This is a genomic window from Candidatus Acidulodesulfobacterium ferriphilum (assembly GCA_004195035.1).
GTDB classification, from domain to species: Bacteria; SZUA-79; SZUA-79; order Acidulodesulfobacterales; family Acidulodesulfobacteraceae; genus Acidulodesulfobacterium; species Acidulodesulfobacterium ferriphilum.
In genome coordinates this window covers 815,246-835,841 of the sequence record SGBD01000001.1, presented here as the reverse complement: position 1 = coordinate 835,841, position 20,596 = coordinate 815,246, and the positions used below count along the sequence as shown (strand labels likewise).

Annotated in this window: 21 protein-coding genes; 3 read left to right on the top strand and 18 right to left on the bottom strand. The window is 37.7% G+C overall.

Annotated features, from left to right (window positions below):
* Positions 1–188: 188 nt before the first annotated feature.
* Together EVJ47_04205 and EVJ47_04200 are read left to right on the top strand one after the other, a co-directional pair.
* Positions 189–464, top strand: a complete 276-nt coding sequence (locus tag EVJ47_04205) for a zinc ribbon domain-containing protein (protein ID RZD15482.1) — start codon at positions 189–191, stop codon at positions 462–464.
* A 24-nt stretch (positions 465–488) separates the two neighbouring features.
* A complete protein-coding gene (locus EVJ47_04200) occupies positions 489–1,037 on the top strand; it encodes a methylated-DNA--[protein]-cysteine S-methyltransferase (protein RZD15481.1) in 549 nt (182 codons plus the stop codon).
* Position 1,038: 1 nt separating this feature from the next.
* On the opposite strand, the gene EVJ47_04195 is transcribed toward EVJ47_04200, so the two are convergent.
* The 12 genes from EVJ47_04195 to nifH form a co-directional block, all read right to left on the bottom strand.
* Positions 1,039–1,422, bottom strand: a complete 384-nt coding sequence (locus tag EVJ47_04195; protein ID RZD15561.1) for a P-II family nitrogen regulator — start codon at positions 1,420–1,422, stop codon at positions 1,039–1,041.
* A 79-nt stretch (positions 1,423–1,501) separates the two neighbouring features.
* Positions 1,502–1,819, bottom strand: coding sequence for a P-II family nitrogen regulator (locus EVJ47_04190; GenBank protein RZD15480.1), 318 nt, complete (start codon positions 1,817–1,819; stop codon positions 1,502–1,504).
* Positions 1,820–1,882: 63 nt separating this feature from the next.
* Positions 1,883–2,491 (bottom strand): response regulator, encoded by a 609-nt coding sequence (locus EVJ47_04185; GenBank protein ID RZD15479.1) that lies wholly within the window; start codon positions 2,489–2,491, stop codon positions 1,883–1,885.
* Positions 2,492–2,591: 100 nt separating this feature from the next.
* On the bottom strand, positions 2,592–2,978 hold the full coding sequence (gene nifX / locus EVJ47_04180) for a nitrogen fixation protein NifX (protein RZD15478.1): 387 nt from the start codon (positions 2,976–2,978) through the stop codon (positions 2,592–2,594).
* Between the two features lie 40 nt (positions 2,979–3,018).
* Positions 3,019–4,311 carry a nitrogenase iron-molybdenum cofactor biosynthesis protein NifN gene (nifN, locus tag EVJ47_04175; protein ID RZD15477.1) on the bottom strand — a complete coding sequence of 431 codons (1,293 nt, stop codon included), beginning with the start codon at positions 4,309–4,311 and terminating at the stop codon, positions 3,019–3,021.
* 4 nt (positions 4,312–4,315) lie between these two features.
* Positions 4,316–5,677: a nitrogenase iron-molybdenum cofactor biosynthesis protein NifE gene (gene nifE / locus EVJ47_04170; protein ID RZD15476.1), complete on the bottom strand. Its 1,362-nt coding sequence runs from the start codon at positions 5,675–5,677 to the stop codon at positions 4,316–4,318.
* Positions 5,678–5,727: 50 nt separating this feature from the next.
* A complete protein-coding gene (gene nifK, locus EVJ47_04165; protein RZD15560.1) occupies positions 5,728–7,113 on the bottom strand; it encodes a nitrogenase molybdenum-iron protein subunit beta in 1,386 nt (461 codons plus the stop codon).
* 109 nt (positions 7,114–7,222) lie between these two features.
* The gene (nifD, locus tag EVJ47_04160; protein ID RZD15475.1) at positions 7,223–8,659 is read right to left on the bottom strand and encodes a nitrogenase molybdenum-iron protein alpha chain; all 1,437 of its coding nucleotides are present in this window, start codon (positions 8,657–8,659) and stop codon (positions 7,223–7,225) included.
* Positions 8,660–8,796: 137 nt separating this feature from the next.
* The gene (locus EVJ47_04155) at positions 8,797–9,093 is read right to left on the bottom strand and encodes a 4Fe-4S dicluster domain-containing protein (protein ID RZD15474.1); all 297 of its coding nucleotides are present in this window, start codon (positions 9,091–9,093) and stop codon (positions 8,797–8,799) included.
* Positions 9,094–9,112: 19 nt separating this feature from the next.
* Positions 9,113–10,069 (bottom strand): methyltransferase domain-containing protein, encoded by a 957-nt coding sequence (locus EVJ47_04150; protein RZD15473.1) that lies wholly within the window; start codon positions 10,067–10,069, stop codon positions 9,113–9,115.
* Positions 9,967–10,902 (bottom strand): radical SAM protein, encoded by a 936-nt coding sequence (locus EVJ47_04145; protein ID RZD15472.1) that lies wholly within the window; start codon positions 10,900–10,902, stop codon positions 9,967–9,969. Before EVJ47_04145 ends, EVJ47_04150 begins: the two co-directional genes overlap by 103 nt.
* Positions 10,903–10,932: 30 nt before the next feature.
* Positions 10,933–11,796, bottom strand: coding sequence for a nitrogenase iron protein (gene nifH, locus EVJ47_04140; GenBank protein RZD15471.1), 864 nt, complete (start codon positions 11,794–11,796; stop codon positions 10,933–10,935).
* A 456-nt stretch (positions 11,797–12,252) separates the two neighbouring features.
* On the opposite strand from nifH, the gene aksA reads away from it, so the two are divergent.
* The gene (aksA, locus tag EVJ47_04135) at positions 12,253–13,386 is read left to right on the top strand and encodes a homoaconitate hydratase (protein RZD15470.1); all 1,134 of its coding nucleotides are present in this window, start codon (positions 12,253–12,255) and stop codon (positions 13,384–13,386) included.
* Between the two features lie 28 nt (positions 13,387–13,414).
* Here aksA and EVJ47_04130 read toward each other — a convergent pair whose 3' ends face one another.
* From EVJ47_04130 to EVJ47_04105, 6 genes are all read right to left on the bottom strand, one after another.
* Positions 13,415–13,912 carry an exonuclease VII, large subunit-containing protein gene (locus tag EVJ47_04130; GenBank protein RZD15469.1) on the bottom strand — a complete coding sequence of 166 codons (498 nt, stop codon included), beginning with the start codon at positions 13,910–13,912 and terminating at the stop codon, positions 13,415–13,417.
* A 282-nt stretch (positions 13,913–14,194) separates the two neighbouring features.
* Positions 14,195–16,354 carry a hypothetical protein gene (locus tag EVJ47_04125; GenBank protein ID RZD15468.1) on the bottom strand — a complete coding sequence of 720 codons (2,160 nt, stop codon included), beginning with the start codon at positions 16,352–16,354 and terminating at the stop codon, positions 14,195–14,197.
* Entirely contained in the window at positions 16,351–17,202 is an 852-nt protein-coding gene (locus tag EVJ47_04120; protein ID RZD15467.1) for a 4Fe-4S dicluster domain-containing protein, read from the bottom strand. Before EVJ47_04120 ends, EVJ47_04125 begins: the two co-directional genes overlap by 4 nt.
* A gap of 41 nt (positions 17,203–17,243) precedes the next feature.
* Positions 17,244–18,407, bottom strand: coding sequence for a hypothetical protein (locus tag EVJ47_04115; GenBank protein RZD15466.1), 1,164 nt, complete (start codon positions 18,405–18,407; stop codon positions 17,244–17,246).
* Positions 18,408–18,435: 28 nt separating this feature from the next.
* Positions 18,436–19,911, bottom strand: coding sequence for a hydrogenase 4 subunit F (locus EVJ47_04110; GenBank protein ID RZD15465.1), 1,476 nt, complete (start codon positions 19,909–19,911; stop codon positions 18,436–18,438).
* A 5-nt stretch (positions 19,912–19,916) separates the two neighbouring features.
* A complete protein-coding gene (locus EVJ47_04105; protein ID RZD15464.1) occupies positions 19,917–20,591 on the bottom strand; it encodes a hypothetical protein in 675 nt (224 codons plus the stop codon).
* Positions 20,592–20,596: the final 5 nt, after the last annotated feature.

The window sequence follows — 20,596 nt, the reverse complement described above, 5'->3', positions numbered from 1 at the left end:
TTAAATTAACCTATTTTAATTATAAAATAAACAAAAAATCTCATAATAAATAATCTTATATGTATTATATAATAAAACTGCGCAAAGATGTATAATCATATTTCATGATTTGTAAATTTATGATATAATTAACTAAATAATCGAATGTTAATAAAATTTATAAATAAATATTTTTACGGAGGTCAAAAATGCCTATCAGGGAATACAAATGCAAAGACTGCGGCAATTATATGGAAGTGATTCAGGGTATTAATGAAAAACCTTTGGGAACCTGTCCTGAATGCGGAGGAAAATTAGAAAAGCTCATATCGAATTCAAGTTTTGTGTTAAAAGGTTCGGGCTGGTATAAGACCGATTACAGCAGTTCTAGTTCGGAAAACGCATCCCAAAAAACAAAAACGGAAAACGCGGCAACCCCTGCTCCTGCTTGTTCCTGCGCCAATAAAACTTGCGGGCATAATTAAAATAAAAAGCTAAATCACAAGTCATTGTTATATATTTTTGAATTTAAGACAAAAATAGCCGATTTGGAAATAAAGTTATCGGAAAATTGTATCGAAGAAATAAAAATAAAAAATCCCGATATCAAAACTTTTAAGGAATTTAACGGCAGGCGGTTAAATCAAAACGGGCAATCTTTAATATTGCTGGGGCAGAATGATTATAACCGCCTGGACTATTTATGCAGCCTGATAAATCTATTGGATAACTATTTTTCGGGCAAAATTGCCGACTTCGCAAAAACCCCCGTAAACTTTTCTTACTACGGCGATTTTACAAAAAAGATACTTTTTGCCTCACGCTCTATTAAGTACGGCGAAACGATGTCATACAAGGAACTTGCGCTGAAAGCAGGCTTTGAAGGAACTTACTCGAGGGCTTGCGCCGGCGCTTTATCTATAAACAAAACGCCCATCGTTATACCGTGCCACAGGATAATAACCTCCGGCGGAAAATTGGGCGGATATTCCGGGGGCGGAGGCGCACATTTTAAAGCCAAACTGCTTTCGTTGGAGCGGCGCTCCTTTTCTTTTTGACTTAACTCACCGCGTACAGTCCTTCTTCCGCCGTCCTTATCCTTTCGACAAGCCTCACCGGCACAACAAATATCTTGCCGTCGCCGTAATGTCCTGTACTATTTACATCCGTTATTATCTTTACGATTTTATCCGTCTCCTGTGCCGGCGCCACTAATGATATCATCCTTTTAGGCAAAAAGCTGTAATCGTTATCGGCTATATCGGTTTTATTATTAATTAGATTTAACCCCGGGTCTAGTTCATTTGCAAGTCCTCCACGCCCCTTTTGCCTCCCCCTGCCGTGAACGGAATAAAAGGTCATCTGGCTGAAACCTTCTTTATCTAACGCATCTTTTGTTTCCTGAATTTTATGTCTTCTTATTATAGCAATAATCTCAACAATATTTTCTTCGAATTTAGATTCCATAAAAACCTCGTTAATATGAATTTAACATAAATAAATTAATGTATAATAAATAATATTATAAGCCTTCGGCGCCGGTTCTTACCGTATATGTCCTTGAAACAGGCACAACAAATATCTTGCCGTCGCCGATATGCCCCGTAACGGCATTTTCCTGAATAATATCGCAAACCCTGTTCGCGTCCTCTTTTTTCACGACAATCATAAGTTCCAGTTTTGGCAATTCATCGTAAACCACATCCCCGACTTTAATTCCCTTTTGTTTCCCTCTTCCAAAAACATGCATTTTCGTAACCGAAACAAATCCGTTTTCTTCAAGCGCCTTAAGCACATCTTTTTCTTTCTCCGGCCTGATAATCGCTCTTACCATTTCCATAAATTACTCCTTATTATTATGTTATATTTAAATTATCTTATAATCTTTTTCGAGTAAATATCTTCAACTTGAACTTGTCAAAATAATAGCTTTTGCAATATCCGCTAACGGACGCCCGCTGCTCATGCTTAATCTTTGAAGTCTTTTATGCGCTTCTTTTTCGGGGATGCTTTCTTTATCCATAAGGATACTTTTCGCCTTGTTAATTAACTTTCTATCCTCGATATATTGCTTTAAAGTTTCGTTCTCTTTTTTTATATCCTGCAATCTTTTAAAATTTTCGATTGCGATAATTGTTTGGGCCAAAACCTCGCTCTTTCTGGCAGGTTTCATTATGTAAGAAAATGCCCCGGATCCTTTAAGCTCTTCCATATATTTATCGTAATCTTTTATATCGCCCGCACCCGCCGTTAAAAAAATAATTGGAAGGGGGTTTGTCTCCATAATCTTTTTGCAGGCGGTAATTCCGTCCATTGACGGCATCTTTATGTCCATAAAGATAATATCCGGTTTAAATTCTTCTGCCGCTACGATAGCTAACGCTCCGTTATCAGCCTCATATATATTAGTTGTAATAGAATTTAAAATAACCTTAAGTTCTTCCCTTCTTTCTTTTATATCATCGACAACTAAGACTTTTATATTTAAATTCAAGCCTTTTTCATTTACCATAATTTAATAACCGGACGGGGTGTTATTTTCAATAAAATAAAAGACACAATTTTTTATTTATTAAATTTAGTTGCAAATTTAATGCCATTTATCTAAAAGTTCAAGCCAGACCTGCAATATTTCCGGATTCTTTAAGAATAATTTTTTTTAGCCATGGAGGGGGATTGCCTGATAAAACCGTTTTAAGGTCTTTCATAACATATTCTATTTTATCGTTCGGTTTGGATTTAACCGGATGAATACCTGATTTTACGACGCGGGCGGCCGCCGTCCCGCCGATGCTTTCTACAAAAATAATCTTCAAATCTTTTAGCCTATCAATCTTCTTATCTATCTTATTGAGTTCCTCAATCTCGTCTTCTTCAAAATGCCTATTTTCCAAAAATCTGAAGCCTTCCTGATTTATTTCGTATATTGCAAAATTTTTAGCCCATCCAAAGTGGTCGTTGATTAAAATATTATCAGTTGTGGCAAAACCTACCTTCATTTAGACCCCCTCCTTAAAAATTTTTAGATTAAATTGAATTTTATCCTTTATTAAGCAAGTTTGCGCTTTCAACGGCAAGATTAACCGCCCCTCTGTAGAGTATATAATGCTTATAGCCGTGTCCTATTTCGTCGATTAGCGGAAAGCCCGCCCTTAGCAGGGGTATTCTAAAATCTTTAGCATAAAATCCTGCATTGGAATTGGAAACAATTAAATCGACATTCCTGTAATTATCGAGCAAATCTAAATCGCCTTCGCAGAAATTTAAAAATCTATATTTAATATCATCGCTAAATTTTGTCGATATTCCGATTTTTAAATTTGCGCCCATTTCCGAATAAATCATAGAAAAAGAATCTAAAAGATCTATGCCGAGAGCCAACGCAATATCTTTTCCTAAAAAATAAAAATGCGTATCTAAATAAGCATCCATAAGCTGTCTTCTCTGCCTTTTATATTTTTCGGGAATTTCTTTACCCGAAAGTTCGGATAAAAGATTGAAGAGTTTATCGCTATTTTTAAGCCCGCACACATTCGGAAAGTAATATGTCGCTAAACCGGTTAATTCACTAATGGATTTAACCGCGTTCCCCAAACTTAAACCTATAACTATGTTAAATTCGCTATTATGAATATTTTCCATATCTTTAATCCCAAGCCCATCTGCGGTTGTCTGTAAATATCCCCTTTCGTCAAGATGTCCGTCTAAGGACAAGCCCAAATCGGGTATCATAACCGGCTTTAAATCAAAATAACCTACGGCCTCCCGGAGTTCCAAAAAATCCTGGGGGGTGAAAGATACCGGGCAGAAAACATTTATGCTCTTTGTTAATTTCTTTGATTTTTTAAATGTTTTATATGTTTCTTTACCCGAAAAGTCCTCTAACAGCGCCAACATTGCTTTCATATAGCCGTCTTCAAGGCTGCCCTTATAATCCGGAGTGCCTGCATAAATTATTTTTGAAAACGGTAAATCCTGTTTTTCTTTAAAATCCCTGATAATGCAGGCAATATCTTCGCCGCTCGTTTCCGTGAGGCCTGATGACGCAATACCTATAAAATCCGGCTTCATTTTTTCATAAATGTTTTTAATTCCCGATGTTAAAAAGTCGGTTCCCCCCAGAATTGCCCCATATTCATTTAAAGCCGTGGTAACTATCGGAATGTTTTCGCGAAAATGCTTTGTCAGCGTAACTTTGTCAAAGCTTGCGCAACCGACGGCCCCGTGCATAAGAACCACGGCATTGTTAATCCCTAGAAAAAACATCGCCGCTCCCAGCGAAGAGCTTGCCTGTAAAGGATTAATTTCCATATTTTTTATTGGATTCATCATAGAATTATAAATTTATATTTGATTCCTTTAGCAATTTAAATAAAGGATTTTTGATCTCGAAATAAATCTGTTTAGCCAAAAATTCCATGCCCTCATAGGATGTATAAGGATTAAACCTTTCTTGATTGACATCTAAAAAGGGTATAAGGGATTTTATTGCGGTATATTGATTCCTTCCGCCTGCAAGTATAATGTCAACCTGCTCTTCCCGCGCTATTTTAATAAGATTGACGGGGTTGCCGTTATCGAGCATTATTATATTCCCGTTTCCATCGATTTCTTTTATTCTTAGTTTGTCTTCCTCGGTGGATTTTTTTACCCCCGTGGCAATGACCTTCATGCCTAAGTCGTTTAAGGCAGATACCAGGGACCAGCTTTTAACCCCGCCGGTATATAAAAGAGCCTTTTTACCAGTTAAAAATCTTTTATACTCATAAATATTTTCTTCGGTATTCCTTGTCCTTATTTTGATGTATTTTTTCGCGCTGCAGGTAAGTTCATAATCCCCGATCGAGTTTACTATATCCATTATCGCCTTATTGGTGGATGTTAAGCCGAAAAACGACCCTTCTATATAAGGAAGCCCGTATTTTTCTTTCATTTTTCTTGCCAGATATATCAAGGCCTTGGAGCACACCACGACATTAAGCCCCGCTTTGTGGGAATACATTATTTCTTCTATCGTAGAGTCCCCCGTTATGGTTGAAAGAACATTTATGCCGGCCTGTTTTAGAGCCTTTTTTATTAAAAAAAGCTCTCCTCTGATATTATATTCGCCTATTAAATTTATGTTATAATCCGATAATAAATCTATTTCAGGCTCCTTTCTCCCTATAATGTGGGTAAAAAGGGCATCTCCCGCAATTTTATTGCCAAGATTCTTATTTCCCGAAAACCCCTGTGAAAAAACCGGAACAACGGGAATTTTAAGTTTAGCCGCAAGTTCCTTGGAAACCCCTTCTATATCTTCCCCCGTTAGCGCCGGCACGCATGTGTTATAAATAAACACCGCTTTCGGTTTAAATCTGTTAAAAACATAAATTACGCCCTGCCTTAATTTGTCTTCCGAGCCGAAAATGAGGTCGTTTTCATTTATCGCCGTCGTAAAACCGTACATATAATAGTTTTCTCTTTGAGTAGTTTCGGATGTTCTTTGATTGTAACTGTTTCCAAGACAATTTATCGGAGCATGTACTATGTTCAGGGCATCTTTTATCGGGCTTAAAACAATATATGCCCCGTCAAGCGCGCATCCGCCGGTTGAAGAACCCGGTGTTGCCGTTTTACAGGCTTTTTTATCCTTAGCAACGCCGTTATGCTCGCAGGCAGGTTCGTCAAAATATTCTTCTTTGGCTGTAATGTGCATTTTGTATCACTTCCTTTAATTTAAATCTTGTTAGGTTAATATTGCCAAATTTACCTCATAAGCTCGAAATGGGCATCGTCGCTGGTATCATCCAAAATATCCAAAAATTTATTAACTATCCATGTGGTCAGATTAATAACCCCGCTATACCCGTAAAGCGGATAACGGTGAATATTTACCCTGTCAAAAATGGGATAGCCTACCCTGATATGAGGAATATTAGCTTCCCTTGCCGCAAATTTACCGTGGGACGGTCCCAAAAGCATATCGACGGGTCCCGTCATGAGTAATGACCTCAAATGCCATAAATCCTTGTCTATATAAACCTCGCCTTGATTTTCCGAATAAGAGGCAAACAAATCCTCGATTTCTTTTTTAAATTCCTCCGTACCGTTTGAGCATAACACATATTTTGGAATTCCGCCCATTTCAAGGAGATAACCCGTTAATCCCATGAGCATATCCGGGTCGCCGAATATCGCAAATTTTTTTCCGTGAATATACTGCTGTGCATCCGTCATAGAGTCTATTGCCTTACCTCTTTCGTCTTCAAGCTCTTTCGGAACTTCTTTGCCGGAAAGTTCGGAAAGCGTCATTAAAAATTCATCGGTATAACTTATTCCGATAGGACTTTTGACGACCCTGACATCCTGTCCGAATTTTTCGGATAATGCCGCCGCCGTTTTTTTTGTAGAAAATTTCTGCAGGGCAATAGCAGCTTTATTGTTTACGCAATTTTTAACATCCTCAAGCTTTGTAGCGCCGTCAGGGTATAGTTTATACTCCCCGTTTAAAGGGCTGTCTAAAGTATTCGAATAGTCTGCAAGAACAAGATAGTTTATTCCGAAAATTTTTAAAATCCTCTTAATCTCGTTAATATTGCCGATAGTCGTGTCAAAACCCGGAATTATGTTTATCGTGTCCTGTTTATTTGCATCCGATTTTTTACCGAGCGTTTCTATTATTGCATTAAGCATACTATCGTAACCTTCGAGATGGGAGCCTACAAAACTCGGCGTATTTGCGTACGGCGCCGCTATATCTTCAGCCAGATACCCCTTTTCTCTGGCGCCGCCCACTATCGAACCAAGATCGTCGCCGATAATCTCGGACATACAGGTGGTAGATATCGCAAACATCTCCGGCTTATATAAAGCCGAGGCGTTTCTAAACCCCTCGAACCCGTTCGCCTGTCCTCCGAAAACCGCCCCGTCCTCCGTTAAAGATGTGCAAACCCCTGCAATCGGCTCCCTGAAATGACGGGATAAGTTATTTCTATAATATGCAACGCATCCATGGGAACCGTGGACAAACGGCATCGTATTTTCAAAACCTGCCGCGCATAACACTGCGCCGAGCGGCTGACAGGCTCTTTCCGGATTTATTACTATAGCCTTTCTATTAAAGTTTTTTTCTTTATACTCTTCGGTATTCATCCAATCTTTTATCTTTTTAACCTCTTCTTTTTCCACAATCAAACCTCCCGTATAATTTTATTAATTTAACTAAATACTTTTACCTGCTCCTCTCAAGTATTTATTTCTTTTATTTTTTCCAACGCGGCTTAACCAATTTCCACGACGGGCTGTTTATCGCCAGATCCATATCTCTTGCAAATATTTCAAAGCCGTCGTAACCGTGATAGGGTCCGGAATAATCCCATGAGTGCATCTGCCTGAAAGGTATTCCCATTTTCTGAAAAACATATTTTTCTTTTATCCCGGAGGCGACTAAATCCGGCTTAAGCCTGTTTGCAAGCTCGACAAATTCGTATTCATTCATATCGTCGGCAACAATAGCCCCGTCTTCCAGCTCTTTTGTCGTTCTTTCATAATCATCGGTATGAGCAAATTCATATGCCGCGGATACAACCTTCATTCCTAAATCTTCATAAGCTCCGACTATATGACGGGGCCTCAAGCCGCCGACTAATATCATTACTTTTTTGCCTTCCAATCTCGGCCTGTATTTATCTATAACCTCCTGCATTTTAGGTTCGTATGCCTTGATAACCTCTTCGGATTTTTCCTGAATATTTTCATCGAATAATTTTGCTATGCTCCTGATGCTTTCTTTTATTTTAGTGGGACCGAAGAAATTATATTCAATCCACGGGATACCGAACTTTTCCTCGAAATGCCTCGCTATATAATTCATCGACCTGTAACAATGCAGAAGATTATAATTTACCCCGTGAGTTATCTTCATTTCCTCTATAGAACCGTCTCCAGACCAGTGGGCTACTACATTCAAACCCATTTCTTTAAATATTTTCATCGACGACCAGACATCCCCGCCTATATTATAATCGCCGAGTATCGCTACATCATAAGGGGTCTTTTTGCTTTCGTCTATTTCTCCTGTTCCTACGACAAAATCCCTTATAGTATCGTTTGCTATGTGATGCCCCAAAGACTGGCTTACTCCCCTGAAACCCTCGCACCTTACGGGAATTACCGGAATCTTTATTTCACCTTCCATTTTTTTCGCCACAGCCTCGATATCGTCGCCTATTAAACCTATCGGGCATTCCGAATCTATAATTATGCCTTTTGCGGTAGGAAAAAGTTCATGCAACTCTTTAATCGCCTGCTCCAATTTTTTATCGCCGCCAAAAACTATATCCCTTTCCTTAAAATCCGTAGTAAATTGAAAAGACACAAAATTTTCGACTCCGGGCTCGCCGTTAGCCAAATTTCTTCTTGTACCCCAGCTGTAATGGCCGCATCCTATCGGACCGTGGCTTATATTAATTACGTCTTTAACCGGCCCCCAGACAACGCCCTTGGAACCTGCGTAGGCGCAGCCTCTCGGCGTCATAACGCCGGGAAGGGATTTGACATTAGATTTTGCAACACAGCTCCCGCATGCCTCTTTGCTATTAATGCCGATATGTTCTTTTCTGTTTTTCTTTGCCTTTTCGGAATAAACATTGAGAATATCTTCAACTATTCCTTCGGTTTCTTTAAAGTTAACAGCCATTTTACCTCCGCATATTTATATAATGTAATTAAGTTGCTTCGCAACTTTTAGGGTAAACATATTCTTCCGCTAAAAAGCACTGCTTTTTAATGCCCGCAGAAAAATATATGTCGATCTTTATTTTAATTATTTATTTGTCATTTTGTAAGCGGCGAAAATTTATGCAGATGCATCGTCTTGTTTTTAGGGCAGACCTTTTCGCATGACATATCGCCGATACAATCATCCATGCTTTCTATTCTAACAATCATCTTATCCCCGTCGTCCTCAAACGTGTAAACCCCGCCCGGACAAACCTTGATACATCTGCCGCATGATATGCAGTTTTCCTTATCGAATTCTACCAGAAAATGTGGAACCCATTTTCCGCCCGACCGGCGCGGCGCATTGACATAATTATCGATATTGCCGGTAAATCCATCCATGATACTCATTGCTATTTTTCCTCCTTTGTCAACAATTCTTAGATATTCTTATTCTTAAATCTAGTCCTTCTGTTTTTATATCGGCAAACCCTGTTAAGCCTGCTTTTGATAAATATTTCTCATAATCTTCTATGTCTAAGGAGCAATTTAACTTGCGTTTTAAAGACTTTACCTTTTGAGGATTCATATGCTCCGTAAGCATACTAAATTCGTCATCCGGAATTTCTTTTCTAAATTCGTATATTAAAATATCGCCGTTATCCGCCAGAACCCTGAACATTTCCTTCAGGGAATTCAGCTTATCGTCCAAGCATTTAAATGTCCCTTTAAGTATAATTAAATTAAAGCTATTCTTTCCGAAAGGGAGATTCGCGCTGTCCGCAATCATATATTTAAGCCCGCGATTATAATTATAGCAATCTGAATAACCCGCTTCATTCCCAAGCATTTTAAGCGCCGTGTCGTTAATTTCATACGCAGAATGAATGGCGTAATCCATTTTCAACATTTTTACGCTCATAGGGGAGGGTAACGTTTCTCCGCGCAGCATATCTCCGCTTGCGCGTTTTGAAAAGCATGCCTTTTCAGCAAACGGAGATGCAAGCAACATTTTTTTAAAAACCTTATTTGCATGATTTATCATTGTGATAGATTTATCCAACCCAAAAACAAAGGCATTCGGCAAGACCTCGCTGATTCTCCTTGCTATATAGCCCGGACCGCAGCCGAGATCTAGAACGCTGTATGGAATATATGGAATATTGTTTAAAATTTTATCGACGAACGGCGCATAGTCCTCTTCCATTTTTATTTTGGTATCGCTTGTCGCAATATAAAGCTCTTCATCCTGAGAAAAACTAAGGCTTTTTGAGAGCTTGCATCCTAACACGGCATCTTCTTGAGTTTGCATCCTAATCCCCCCTCCTGTCCCTTTAGTTTTTTGCTTAAATCTTCGTTTAAAAGCCCTGCGGCGTCGGACCGGCATTGTCTGCAATGGCTCATTATATTTATACCTTCAAGCCCGTCCGTGATGCAGGCGACATCTTTCCTGCTTGCGCCTTTTACGCCAATTTTATAAAAATAAGATTTTTCGGCAGGTATCATAGGCATAACATTAAACAGATACACGCCTAATTTTTTAACCGCTTCCGATAGCGCTTTCATATGAAAGTCGTTAATGCCGGGTATGAGAACCGAATTTATTTTTATCGTAAATCCCATTTTTACCGCCCTGTCTATGCCTTTTATCTGCCGTTCCAATAAGAGTCCTGCGGCATCCTTTTCCGTATAGGATACGCCGTTATAATTAACATACCTGTAAATCTTTGCGGCGATAGACACATCTATTGCGTTAAGCGTTACGGTTATAAAATTAACGCCGTTATCTTTAAGTTCCTCTAAGTTGTCGGCCAAATTTAAACCGTTTGTGCTCATGCACAGGATAATTTCCGGAAACTCTCCTGCAATAAGCTTAAATGTTTTCATCGTACCTGCCGGCTCGGCTAAGCTGTCGCCCGGACCTGCGACGGCGGCGACGCTTATATCGTTAAAAAGGCTTTTAACCTCGTATATTCTTTTAACCGCATCCTCCGGCGCAAGCAAACCCGATGTTACTCCAGGCCTTGATTCATTCGGGCAGTCATAATCCCTGTGGCAATAGTTGCAGGAGATGTTGCATGATTTTGCAACCGGCAAATGAACCCTGCCAAAGTGTTTAGACGCTTCTTTGCTAAAGCAGGGGTGTTTTTCAATGCCGGCTGCAAAAGAAAGCTGTGAGCGGTTCTTATTCTTATTTAATTTAAAATCGGTTATATTCATATATAATTACCCTGTTTCTCTTCTTTAAAATTAAACCGCTGCCGAACTTTTCCCATCCGTAGTCCTTTCGTATTCTTCCATGAAGCCGTATTCCATCATATGGTCCTCAAGATCCTGCATGGTCATGGGCTTTGGTATGACAAACATTTTGTTTTCCTCGATATTTTTTGCAAGCTGCCTGTAAACATCCGCCTGGGCGCAGCTCTTATCAAACTCGATAACGGTTTGTTTTTTTATCTCTGCCCTTTGAACGATATTATCCCTCGGAATAAAATATATCATCTGTGTTCCAAGTTTCTTCGCAAACGCCTCGACCATATCTTTTTCGTTGTCGACATTCCTTGAATTGCAAATAAGCCCGCCTATTCTAACCCCGCCGGAATTTGCAAACTTAAGAACGCCCTTGCATATATTGTTTGCGGCGTATAGCGCCATGAGTTCTCCCGAGCAAACAATGTATATCTCTTTTGCATAAGCCTCCCTTATAGGCATGGCAAACCCGCCGCAGACGACATCGCCTAAAACATCGTAAAAAACATAATCCAATTCCTTTTCGTAAGAACCTAACTGTTCGAGCGTAGTAATGGATGTGATAATACCCCTTCCCGCGCAACCCACGCCGGGCTCAGGCCCTCCCGATTCAACGCATCTTACGCCTCCAAAACCTATTTTAAAGACATCCTCTTCGGTTACATTTTCCTGTCCCACCTCTTTGACCGAATTTAGCACCGTTTCCTGGCTTTTTCCGCCCAAAAGCAGTCTTGTGGAATCCGCCTTCGGATCGCATCCTACGAGCATTATCTTATTGCCTCGTTCCGCAAGAGCGGCAAGAGTATTCTGAGTCGTTGTGGATTTTCCGATTCCCCCTTTACCGTAAATAGCTACCTGTCTCATTTGTTTTACCTCCAAAAATAAATAGTTTTATTGAATTAGTAATAAAATTAAAAACAAAAAACGCCATAACCAAAGGGATAAAGCATACAAATCCCTTTAATTATGGCGTCATCGCCACAAGCGCCCAATTGCGCTTTTATTTATTTAATTTTAAAATTTTAAAATAAGTTAATTCATGGACTCCTTTGATTAATTTAATTTAAATAGGAGCAATTTTCATGCCATAACTTTTGTTTAAGGATTATTTATAATCGCAATGGTTTATCCGCCCTCTTTAATTCCTTATTGTATTTAATTTGCTTATTTTTTAGTCATATTTGATTAAATATATGGCAACTATGTAAACTTTTAATATTATCTATAACAATCTTAATATGGAATATAAGTAAAAGCGCGCTTTATAACTTTAGTAAGTTTTAACAGGTTTTCTGGCATAAAATATGCTTTTAATTCAATATGGAAAAAATCATTATCAACGATACGACATTAAGAGACGGCGAGCAAACCGCGGGAATCGTGTTTTCGGCTTCCGAAAAGATATTAATTGCCAAAATGCTGGATGAAACAGGCGCGGACGAGATAGAAGCGGGCATTCCGGTAATGGGGGGCCATGAAAAAAAGGCAATTAAAGAGATAAACGAATTAGGACTTAAGGCAAAAATAGTCGGCTGGAATAGAGCAAAGATGGAAGATATTTATTCATCGCTTGACATCGGTCTTAAAGTTATTCACATATCGATTCCGGTTTCCCAAATTCATATGGAATATAAGTTAAAAAAAGATTTTCAATATATTAAAACTAGCCTGATAGACATTCTAAAAATATTGAATAAAGAAGGGGTGCAATATTCCGTGGGCGGTGAAGACTCCTCGAGAGCCGAGGAAAACACGATTATCGAGATCATCAAAATTGCTAAAGAGGAGGGGGCATATAAATACAGGTATTCAGACACCGTGGGGATGCTTAATCCGTTAAAAACCTTCGAAAATATAAAAAAATTAACATCCCTATTCAAAGACATAATAATAGAAATTCACACGCATAACGACTTCGGCATGGCTTCGGCAAATTCGGTTTCGGCTTTAAAAGCCGGCGCAGGTTCTTTATCCGGCAGTATCTCCGGCATCGGCGAAAGAGCCGGAAATTGCGCACTGGAAGAGGTTATCGCATATTTTAATTTTATAGAAAATAAAAAAATTAAATTCGATTTAATAAAAGCAAAAATTTTGGCAAAGCTTATAGCAAAGATAACAAAAAGACCGATGCCCGTATCAAAGCCGATTTTCGGCAAAAACATATTTTATCACGAGGCGGGCATACACACCGACGGAATATTAAAAAACCCTATAAATTACGAGGCCTATCCGCCTGAATATGTCGGGGCCGAAAGAAAACTCTTAGCAGGAAAACATAGCGGTTCTGCGGCAATCAAGCACAAGTTAAATAAAATGGGGCTTCAAATAAATAATGAGGATGCTAAAAATATTCTCGATATCGTAAAGGCAGAATCGGTTAAATTAAAAAGATGCTTAACCGATAAAGAGGTTGAATCTATTTATAACGATTATAAAATGAATGCCGGTTTCTAATTAAAAACGGCTTATACGGAACTATTTCTTATTTTATAAAATGGATGCCGATTATTACCGCAAACATTATTGTAAAAAAACCCATCATTAAACCCATGCCCCAGGTAAATTTCCTATCGAGTACAGTAAATTTTTCATCGATTTTCCCGTCAAGCTCGGTAAACTTGACATCTATTTTTCTGTCAAGGAAGGTAAACTTTTCATCGATTTTTTTATCAAGGAAGGTAAACTTTTCATCGATTTTTTTATCAAGTTCCGAGAATCTATCATCGATTTTCTTGTTTAACTCGTCGGCTCTTGCCTCAAACCTAAACTCTGAAGCTTTTGAATCGATTTTTTTGTCTAAGATATCTATTTTCCTGTCAAGCTCGGAAAATCTTATCTCAAATTCGTCAAACTTGGTATTCACATAGCCGGTAAGATTGTCAAACCGTGAATTAAACAGTTTTTCCTGACCGTCAAAGCGGGCATCGAAATATTTTTCGGGGGATATAGAAAAATCCATAACATGTTCCTTAGCTTCCATTTAATAACTCTCCTTTCAATTATAACATCAATTTTTTAAATATCCAATTACGAAAAAATTGGAAGAGTTATTATTTTAACTTAATTACTGTTACAATATTATGACAAAATTATTACAATTTGATGAAATTTATGATAAATATTGAATTACGATATTTCATAAAAATAGAAAATATATATTGAGGGTTAATAAATGAAAAATTTAGGGATAGCATCCGAACGGCTTGATAAAAACGTACTGTTCATTTCGCTCAATTACTTTCATATAATAAAAATTTTTAATTTAAACGGGAATTAGAACAATTATAAAAAACGCCGCCGCAAAAACAAAAAATATATAAAAAATATAAAGATTTAAAGACCCGTTTTGCATTAATTCGGTCATTACGGAGCTTATCTTTTCGAAGAATTTTATCAAGGGCAGATACAAATAATATTCGATAAGCGGAAATATGTAGGAACCGTAGCCGCTTGAATTGTGATAATAAGATGAATAAGGGAACGGGTTGGATATGCCTTTTTTATCCTGTTTTAAATAATCATCCCCGTGATAATAAGAAAGCGGATAGGCTTTTCTATCCGAAAGCCTCTTTCTCTGCCCGTAAACAAGATTAAACATTATCCTTAGAGCATTGGAAAAACCAAGCGTAGAAACCTGAGCGTGCGGGTTAATTATATTTTTACCGCCCGTCCATGCATAATCCACAAACCGTTTTTTGGGTTTTATTATAACCTTATATAAGATATAAAGGGCTGACAAAAGCAGTATAGATACAAAAAACAGATATATGGGGCTTGATGCGGAAAAAGAGCTGTAATACGGTATAAAAATATAATTGTGTAAAATGTTTTTGCCGATATTTATGCGGTATATCGATTCCGCCACCTTAGAAAAAACAGGCGTATATAGAAACATAAAACCGGCAAGGGAAATGCTTAAAAGTACCGGGATTATCAATGCTATATTCATGGATAACGGAACCTCTTTCACCTTTTTTGCCTTCTCAGACCTTGGCAAACCAAGAAAGGTTAAACCGTATAATTTTACATAACTGGAAATTGCAACGGCTGAGCTTAAGGCTAAAATAGAACCTGCGCCAAAAAGAAGTATTCTTGGTAAAACGCCGCTTATATGGAAACCCAAAAAAACCACCTCAAGGTTAAGCCATTCCGAGACAAACCCGTTAAGCGGCGGAATCCCCGCGGCTGCAAGAACCCCTGCAAATATAAGCGCTCCGGTTACGGGCATCCTCTTTAAAATTCCCCCAAAATCGTCCATATTGTGACTTCCGGTTTCATGCTCGATATTACCTGCACCCATAAACAAAAGGCTTTTAAAGAATGCGTGATTTATGAGCGCATATAAAGATGCAACCAGCGCTAAAGCGGAAAGCCCGTATAATCCGTAATATTTATAATACAGGGACGCCCCTATCCCCGTTAATATAAGACCCATGTTATCTACGGTGGAATAAGACAACAAAACCTTTATATCATGGGTTTGAGACATATACAGCACCCCAAAAAACATCGTGAAAGCGGCTACGATTAATATCATAGTCCCTATCGGCAGCGCGCTGTCCGCAGGGTGAAGAACATAAAGCCCAAACCGCATAATGCCATAAACGCCGCAGGATGTAAGCACGCCGCTTAAAACTCCCGACACTCCCGAAGGGGATGCCGGATGGGCTTCAGGAAGCCAGATATGCAAAGGAACAATCCCCATCTTTGCCCCAAACCCAAATAAAAACAGGGTAAAGACTATTTCTTTTGTATAACCGGGTATTACTGCATCTTTTAACGCATATAGATTAAAATTGTTTGAGTATAAATACAGAATCATTAATCCAACTATTATTAACATTGCGCCGATTTCGGTAATTACCGCCATTAAAAATGCCGCCCTTTTTGTCCCTTTTATATAATGTTTGGTCATTACTAAGAAAAATGACGATATGGCCATTATTTCCCAAAAAATCATAAATACAAAACCGTTAAAGGCAATGATGACAAAATAAACACTTATAAGCATTATCCCGTATAAAAAAGAAAATAACGACCGGTTTATTTCAGAATCTAACCCTTTAACATATCTTATCTGATATAAAGAAATGTAAAAAAATACGGCAAAAATAAATAATATAAAAAAATCGCTTAGCGTATCGAATTTCAACATTACTCTGCCGGCGGGAAAAAACCTGCCGATATAGAGCATCCGGTTTAATATATTTCCGCCTTTAAAAAATGCAATTACAGAAAATGAAACTGCCGTTAAAGAAGCCGCCATGTAAAGAATGTTTGAAAAAGCGAAAAACATTTTAAAGGGGGCAGATTTAAATCTGTCCCCGAATATCAAACCTAAAAACGAAACTAATATCCCTGCCGCAGAAAAAATTAAGAATAAGTAATAATAATTTAAAGGATTTAAGAGGCTTAAATTCATTTGAAATCACCCTTTTTGATTAGCAATAAAACATTTAATATTTCGAATGGATTAGGCGGACAGTGAGGCAAAGCAATAACATTTTCGTTCAGCAGAGGGGACGGATTTAAATCCGTCCCCTCTTTAGTTTCCGTACTGTTTAATAACCCTGTATTAAAACCGTCTTCATCGGCTTCCGACCTCTCGAATACGCCGCCGGTCAGGGAACAGGAGCCGATTAGAACAACATATCTCGGTTTTGGAATATTGTCCAAAACATTAAAAAATATATCGGACATCTTTTTAGTGAAAGTTCCTGTAACCAATAACACATCGGCAAACCGGGGACTCGGCGTTATAAAAATACCAAGCCTGTGCATATTGTAATACGGATTGTTCAACGCATTAATTTCCGACTCGCATGCCCCGCAAGACCCTGTATCTATATGCTTTACAAATAGAGATTTTTTAAAGGCTTTTATCTTGCCTGCACAGGGTGAAGGGGCTATATCGAAATCAAAATCATTGCTATAATAAATTGCGCCCGCAATATCGCTGCAAGCGTCAATGCATAATCCGCAGAAGATACATCTGTTCGCATCAATCGCTTTTAATGCCTGCCCGCCCTTCCCGTTTTCGCCGTCTGCTAAATTATTCAGGTTAACCGCTTTAGTCGGACAGACAAGCTCGCATTTTCTGCACTGCAACCCGTCGCTTTTCCCTGATAAACCGGCCGTTTTGTCTTGATTTAGACACTTTTGCCCGTTGATTTTTATGGATGAGATAAAACCATCGTAAAAATCGTTTTCCTTCGGAAATTTTACAGATTTTATTCCAAATTTCAATCCGCTATATGTCCAGAAAGCCATTATACTTCAATCCTTTATTAAAAAATATTTTGATTTTTCAATTATTTATCCAGCGCCGCAACCGAAAAGTTATAACTCGTTTCGTTAATGTTAAAATCCATCATCATAGTATTTTTAACTCCGCAGGCAAATAATTTATAATTATTTTCAAACGGGTATTTTAAATTTATTTTCTTAAAAACGCATCCGTCAAAATCTTTTATATAACAGAAAATTGACCCCTCGGAAGATTCCGCATAACCGAATCCATGCCTTTTTTTATTATTTTCAGGTCCAGAATCTTTTAGCCTGTCTATTTCATCCCTGTTTATGAAATAATCCGAAGTGTTATTAAATCTATTTTTTTTAAGCATTTCTAAACAATAATCAAGTATCCTTAATGATTGAGTGATCTCTCCTATCCTGACCATATACCTTGAAAATGCATCGCCGTCATTAAATATAATACTATTTAGTTTTATATCGCCGTACAAAAGATAAGGTCTTTTAATTCTTAAATCCGAATTTATTCCTGCGCTTTTTGCGGCAACACCCTTTGCGCAAAACCGCTTCGCCGTTTTCATATCTATTTTCCCCGTGGTTTTTAGCCTATCTATATGGGACTTGGTCTCCATATTTTTTTTAATGATTTCCTGAACGCGGCTCACAACAGGCTTAACCGAATTGAAAATAAATTCTATATCATTCAACGATAAATTTTTTCTAATTCCTCCTATTGTATTGATGCCCATTAAATAACGGGAACTTAAAAATTTCAAAGATAGTTGCTTTAACATCTCGGCATAATAAGAATACATGGCTGAGGGTACCTGAATATAGGTTGATTCCGCTATTTCGGATAAGTTTTCTATGTGATTCCTAATTCTTTCCACTTCCGCAAAAAACATCCGTAAGATTTGCAGGTTTTTATGAATTTTATCCGCAAGCCCAAAAAAGTTTTCAACGCTAAGGCAATAACTAAGCGACGAGCTAAAGGCATGGAGTCCCGATATTCTTTCTATGGCTAAAACCTGTTCGTATAAATTACCCTTTTCAGCAAGGACATTCCCTGCATCCCTTTGTTTATATCCGGATGTTATATCCAAATTATGAAGCTCTTCCCCCGATGACAAAAATTCATATAAAATAGATTCGGAGACGCCTTTTCTCACCGGACCCCAGATAAATTCGTAATCTCCCAGAAATTTATATTTACTATGCGGCATAATGGTCTTTAAATATTATTATTTTTATTTATCTAATTATCTGAACTATATCCAGCAATAAACTATGCAGGTTTCCCGGTATATAAAACCCTAAAATTATCAATGCCGCAAGCGGCAGAGCCATGGGCAAATAAGATGAGAGCCCAAAATCGCCCTTTTTAATATTTAAATCATTATCTTTTTTTCCGAAAACAATAGAGCCGACTTTTGCCAATAAACTAACAAATGCCGCAATTAAAAGACTTATAAGCATTATCGTTACTACATAATAGCCGTTTTTTAAACTTTGAAGTATAATTAAAAATTCGCTTATAAAGGTTACCGAAGGCGGAGACCCGGTTAATGCAAGCACGCCAATGGAAAATAAAAAAGCGGTTTTAGGCATAACATAAAAAACGCCTTTAATTTTTTTAATATCCTTCGTTTTATACTTGTGCAGCAAATTTCCGGAACCAAAAAACATGACAGGTTTTGCAAGGCTGTGACCGAACATCTGCAAAAGGGCGCCAAAAGTTCCAAATACGCCCCCCAGACCAAACCCTAAACTAATTATTCCCATATGTTCGATACTCGAATATGCAAAAAGCCTTTTTGTCGATTTTTGATTAATAATTCCCATTACCCCTGTAAATATTGTAAAAAGACCTATAATAACCATTATTGTGTTCGGATAATTAAATCCAAGATTTTTCCCCGTAATACTAAAATACCTCATTATGCCGTATATTGCCGTATTTAAAAGAGATGCCGAAAGCATGCTTGAAATAGGGGAAGGCGCTTCCGAATGGGCATCGGGAAGCCATGTATGCATTGGAGCAAGACCGACTTTGGTACCTAAACCTATCACGATTAAAACAAATGCAAACCTTACTATATCTTTATTAAGATAAACGGCATTCAAGCGTAAAGTTGTCCAGTCTAAAGATGAAACGGCATTTGCGCTTCCGGGAATATTTCCCGAAAGATAAAATAGTATCGTGCCTAAAAGGGCAAGCGAGATTCCCGAAGAAACTATCAGGATGTACTTCCATGCCGCTTCTATCGATTTTTCCGTAACCTCCGCAATAACCAAAAAAGCGCTTGCTACCGTGGTAAGTTCTATGTCTATCAGGTAAACCGCCATATTGTTAATCATTGGAGCGATAAGCATCGTCAAAGCAAAAAGATTCAAAAAAAGATAATACCTGTTAAACTCCCTATCCGTCATCTGCTCGTCTTCCATTGCAAGCCTCATATATGAAATAGAATACATCGACGATAAAAAATATACGATACTAACCAACAGGATTATATAAGCGCCAAACTTATCTATTACTATTGCACTGTTAAAAATAGAAATAGCTTTAAGGCTTATTAAAAAATAAAGAATAATAAATGCGCCAATCAGGCATAAGGATGAGGACAAAAGGCTTATATATTCGGCAAATCTATTATTTTTTATAATAAAAGAACTTAAGGATGCAAATAAGGGGATTATCAAAAATGTAATAATGAAAATATTCATATATTTTACCCGACTAATCTATTTAGCATGGTTGTGGAAAAAGAACCTGTCTGCATCTTCATAAACATCGATAGAATCAGCATTGCCACAACGGTAACCAAAATATCGAACAAAACCACCAATTCTACGATTATCGGAAGAGTCGGAACTACGACGACGGATAAAAGAAATATTCCGTTTTCTATAACAAGTAATCCTAATATATGGGTTATCGTCGTAAACCTCGATATAATCATAAAAAAACCTATAAATATAAGACTTAAAGCAATAGACGAGGCATTAATAACTATTTTAGGCGAAAAAGGAGAAATCAACCTGTATATCAAAAAATAGGCAAAAACCGTCAGTAATAGTCCAGAGATAATTGAAAGCGGTATCTTTATAATAAGTTTTACTTCTTCTTTAATATTGAATTTTTTAATCATTTTTAAAAGTATGTAAGGCACTATGATTGTCCTGACAAATAAGGTTAAAAATGCAACAAAGTATAAATCTATATTTTGCGATTCGATTCCTAAAACGAGCGTTAAAATAAATATTAAAAACGATTGAAATCCGTAGGCATGGATATAAAAAGATATCCATCTTGAGCTAAGCATCACAAAAGACGATAAAAGAATCAATGCAGCCAAAAGGTCTTCTATGACATAAACATAAAGCGGCATTACATATCCCAGCATATTTG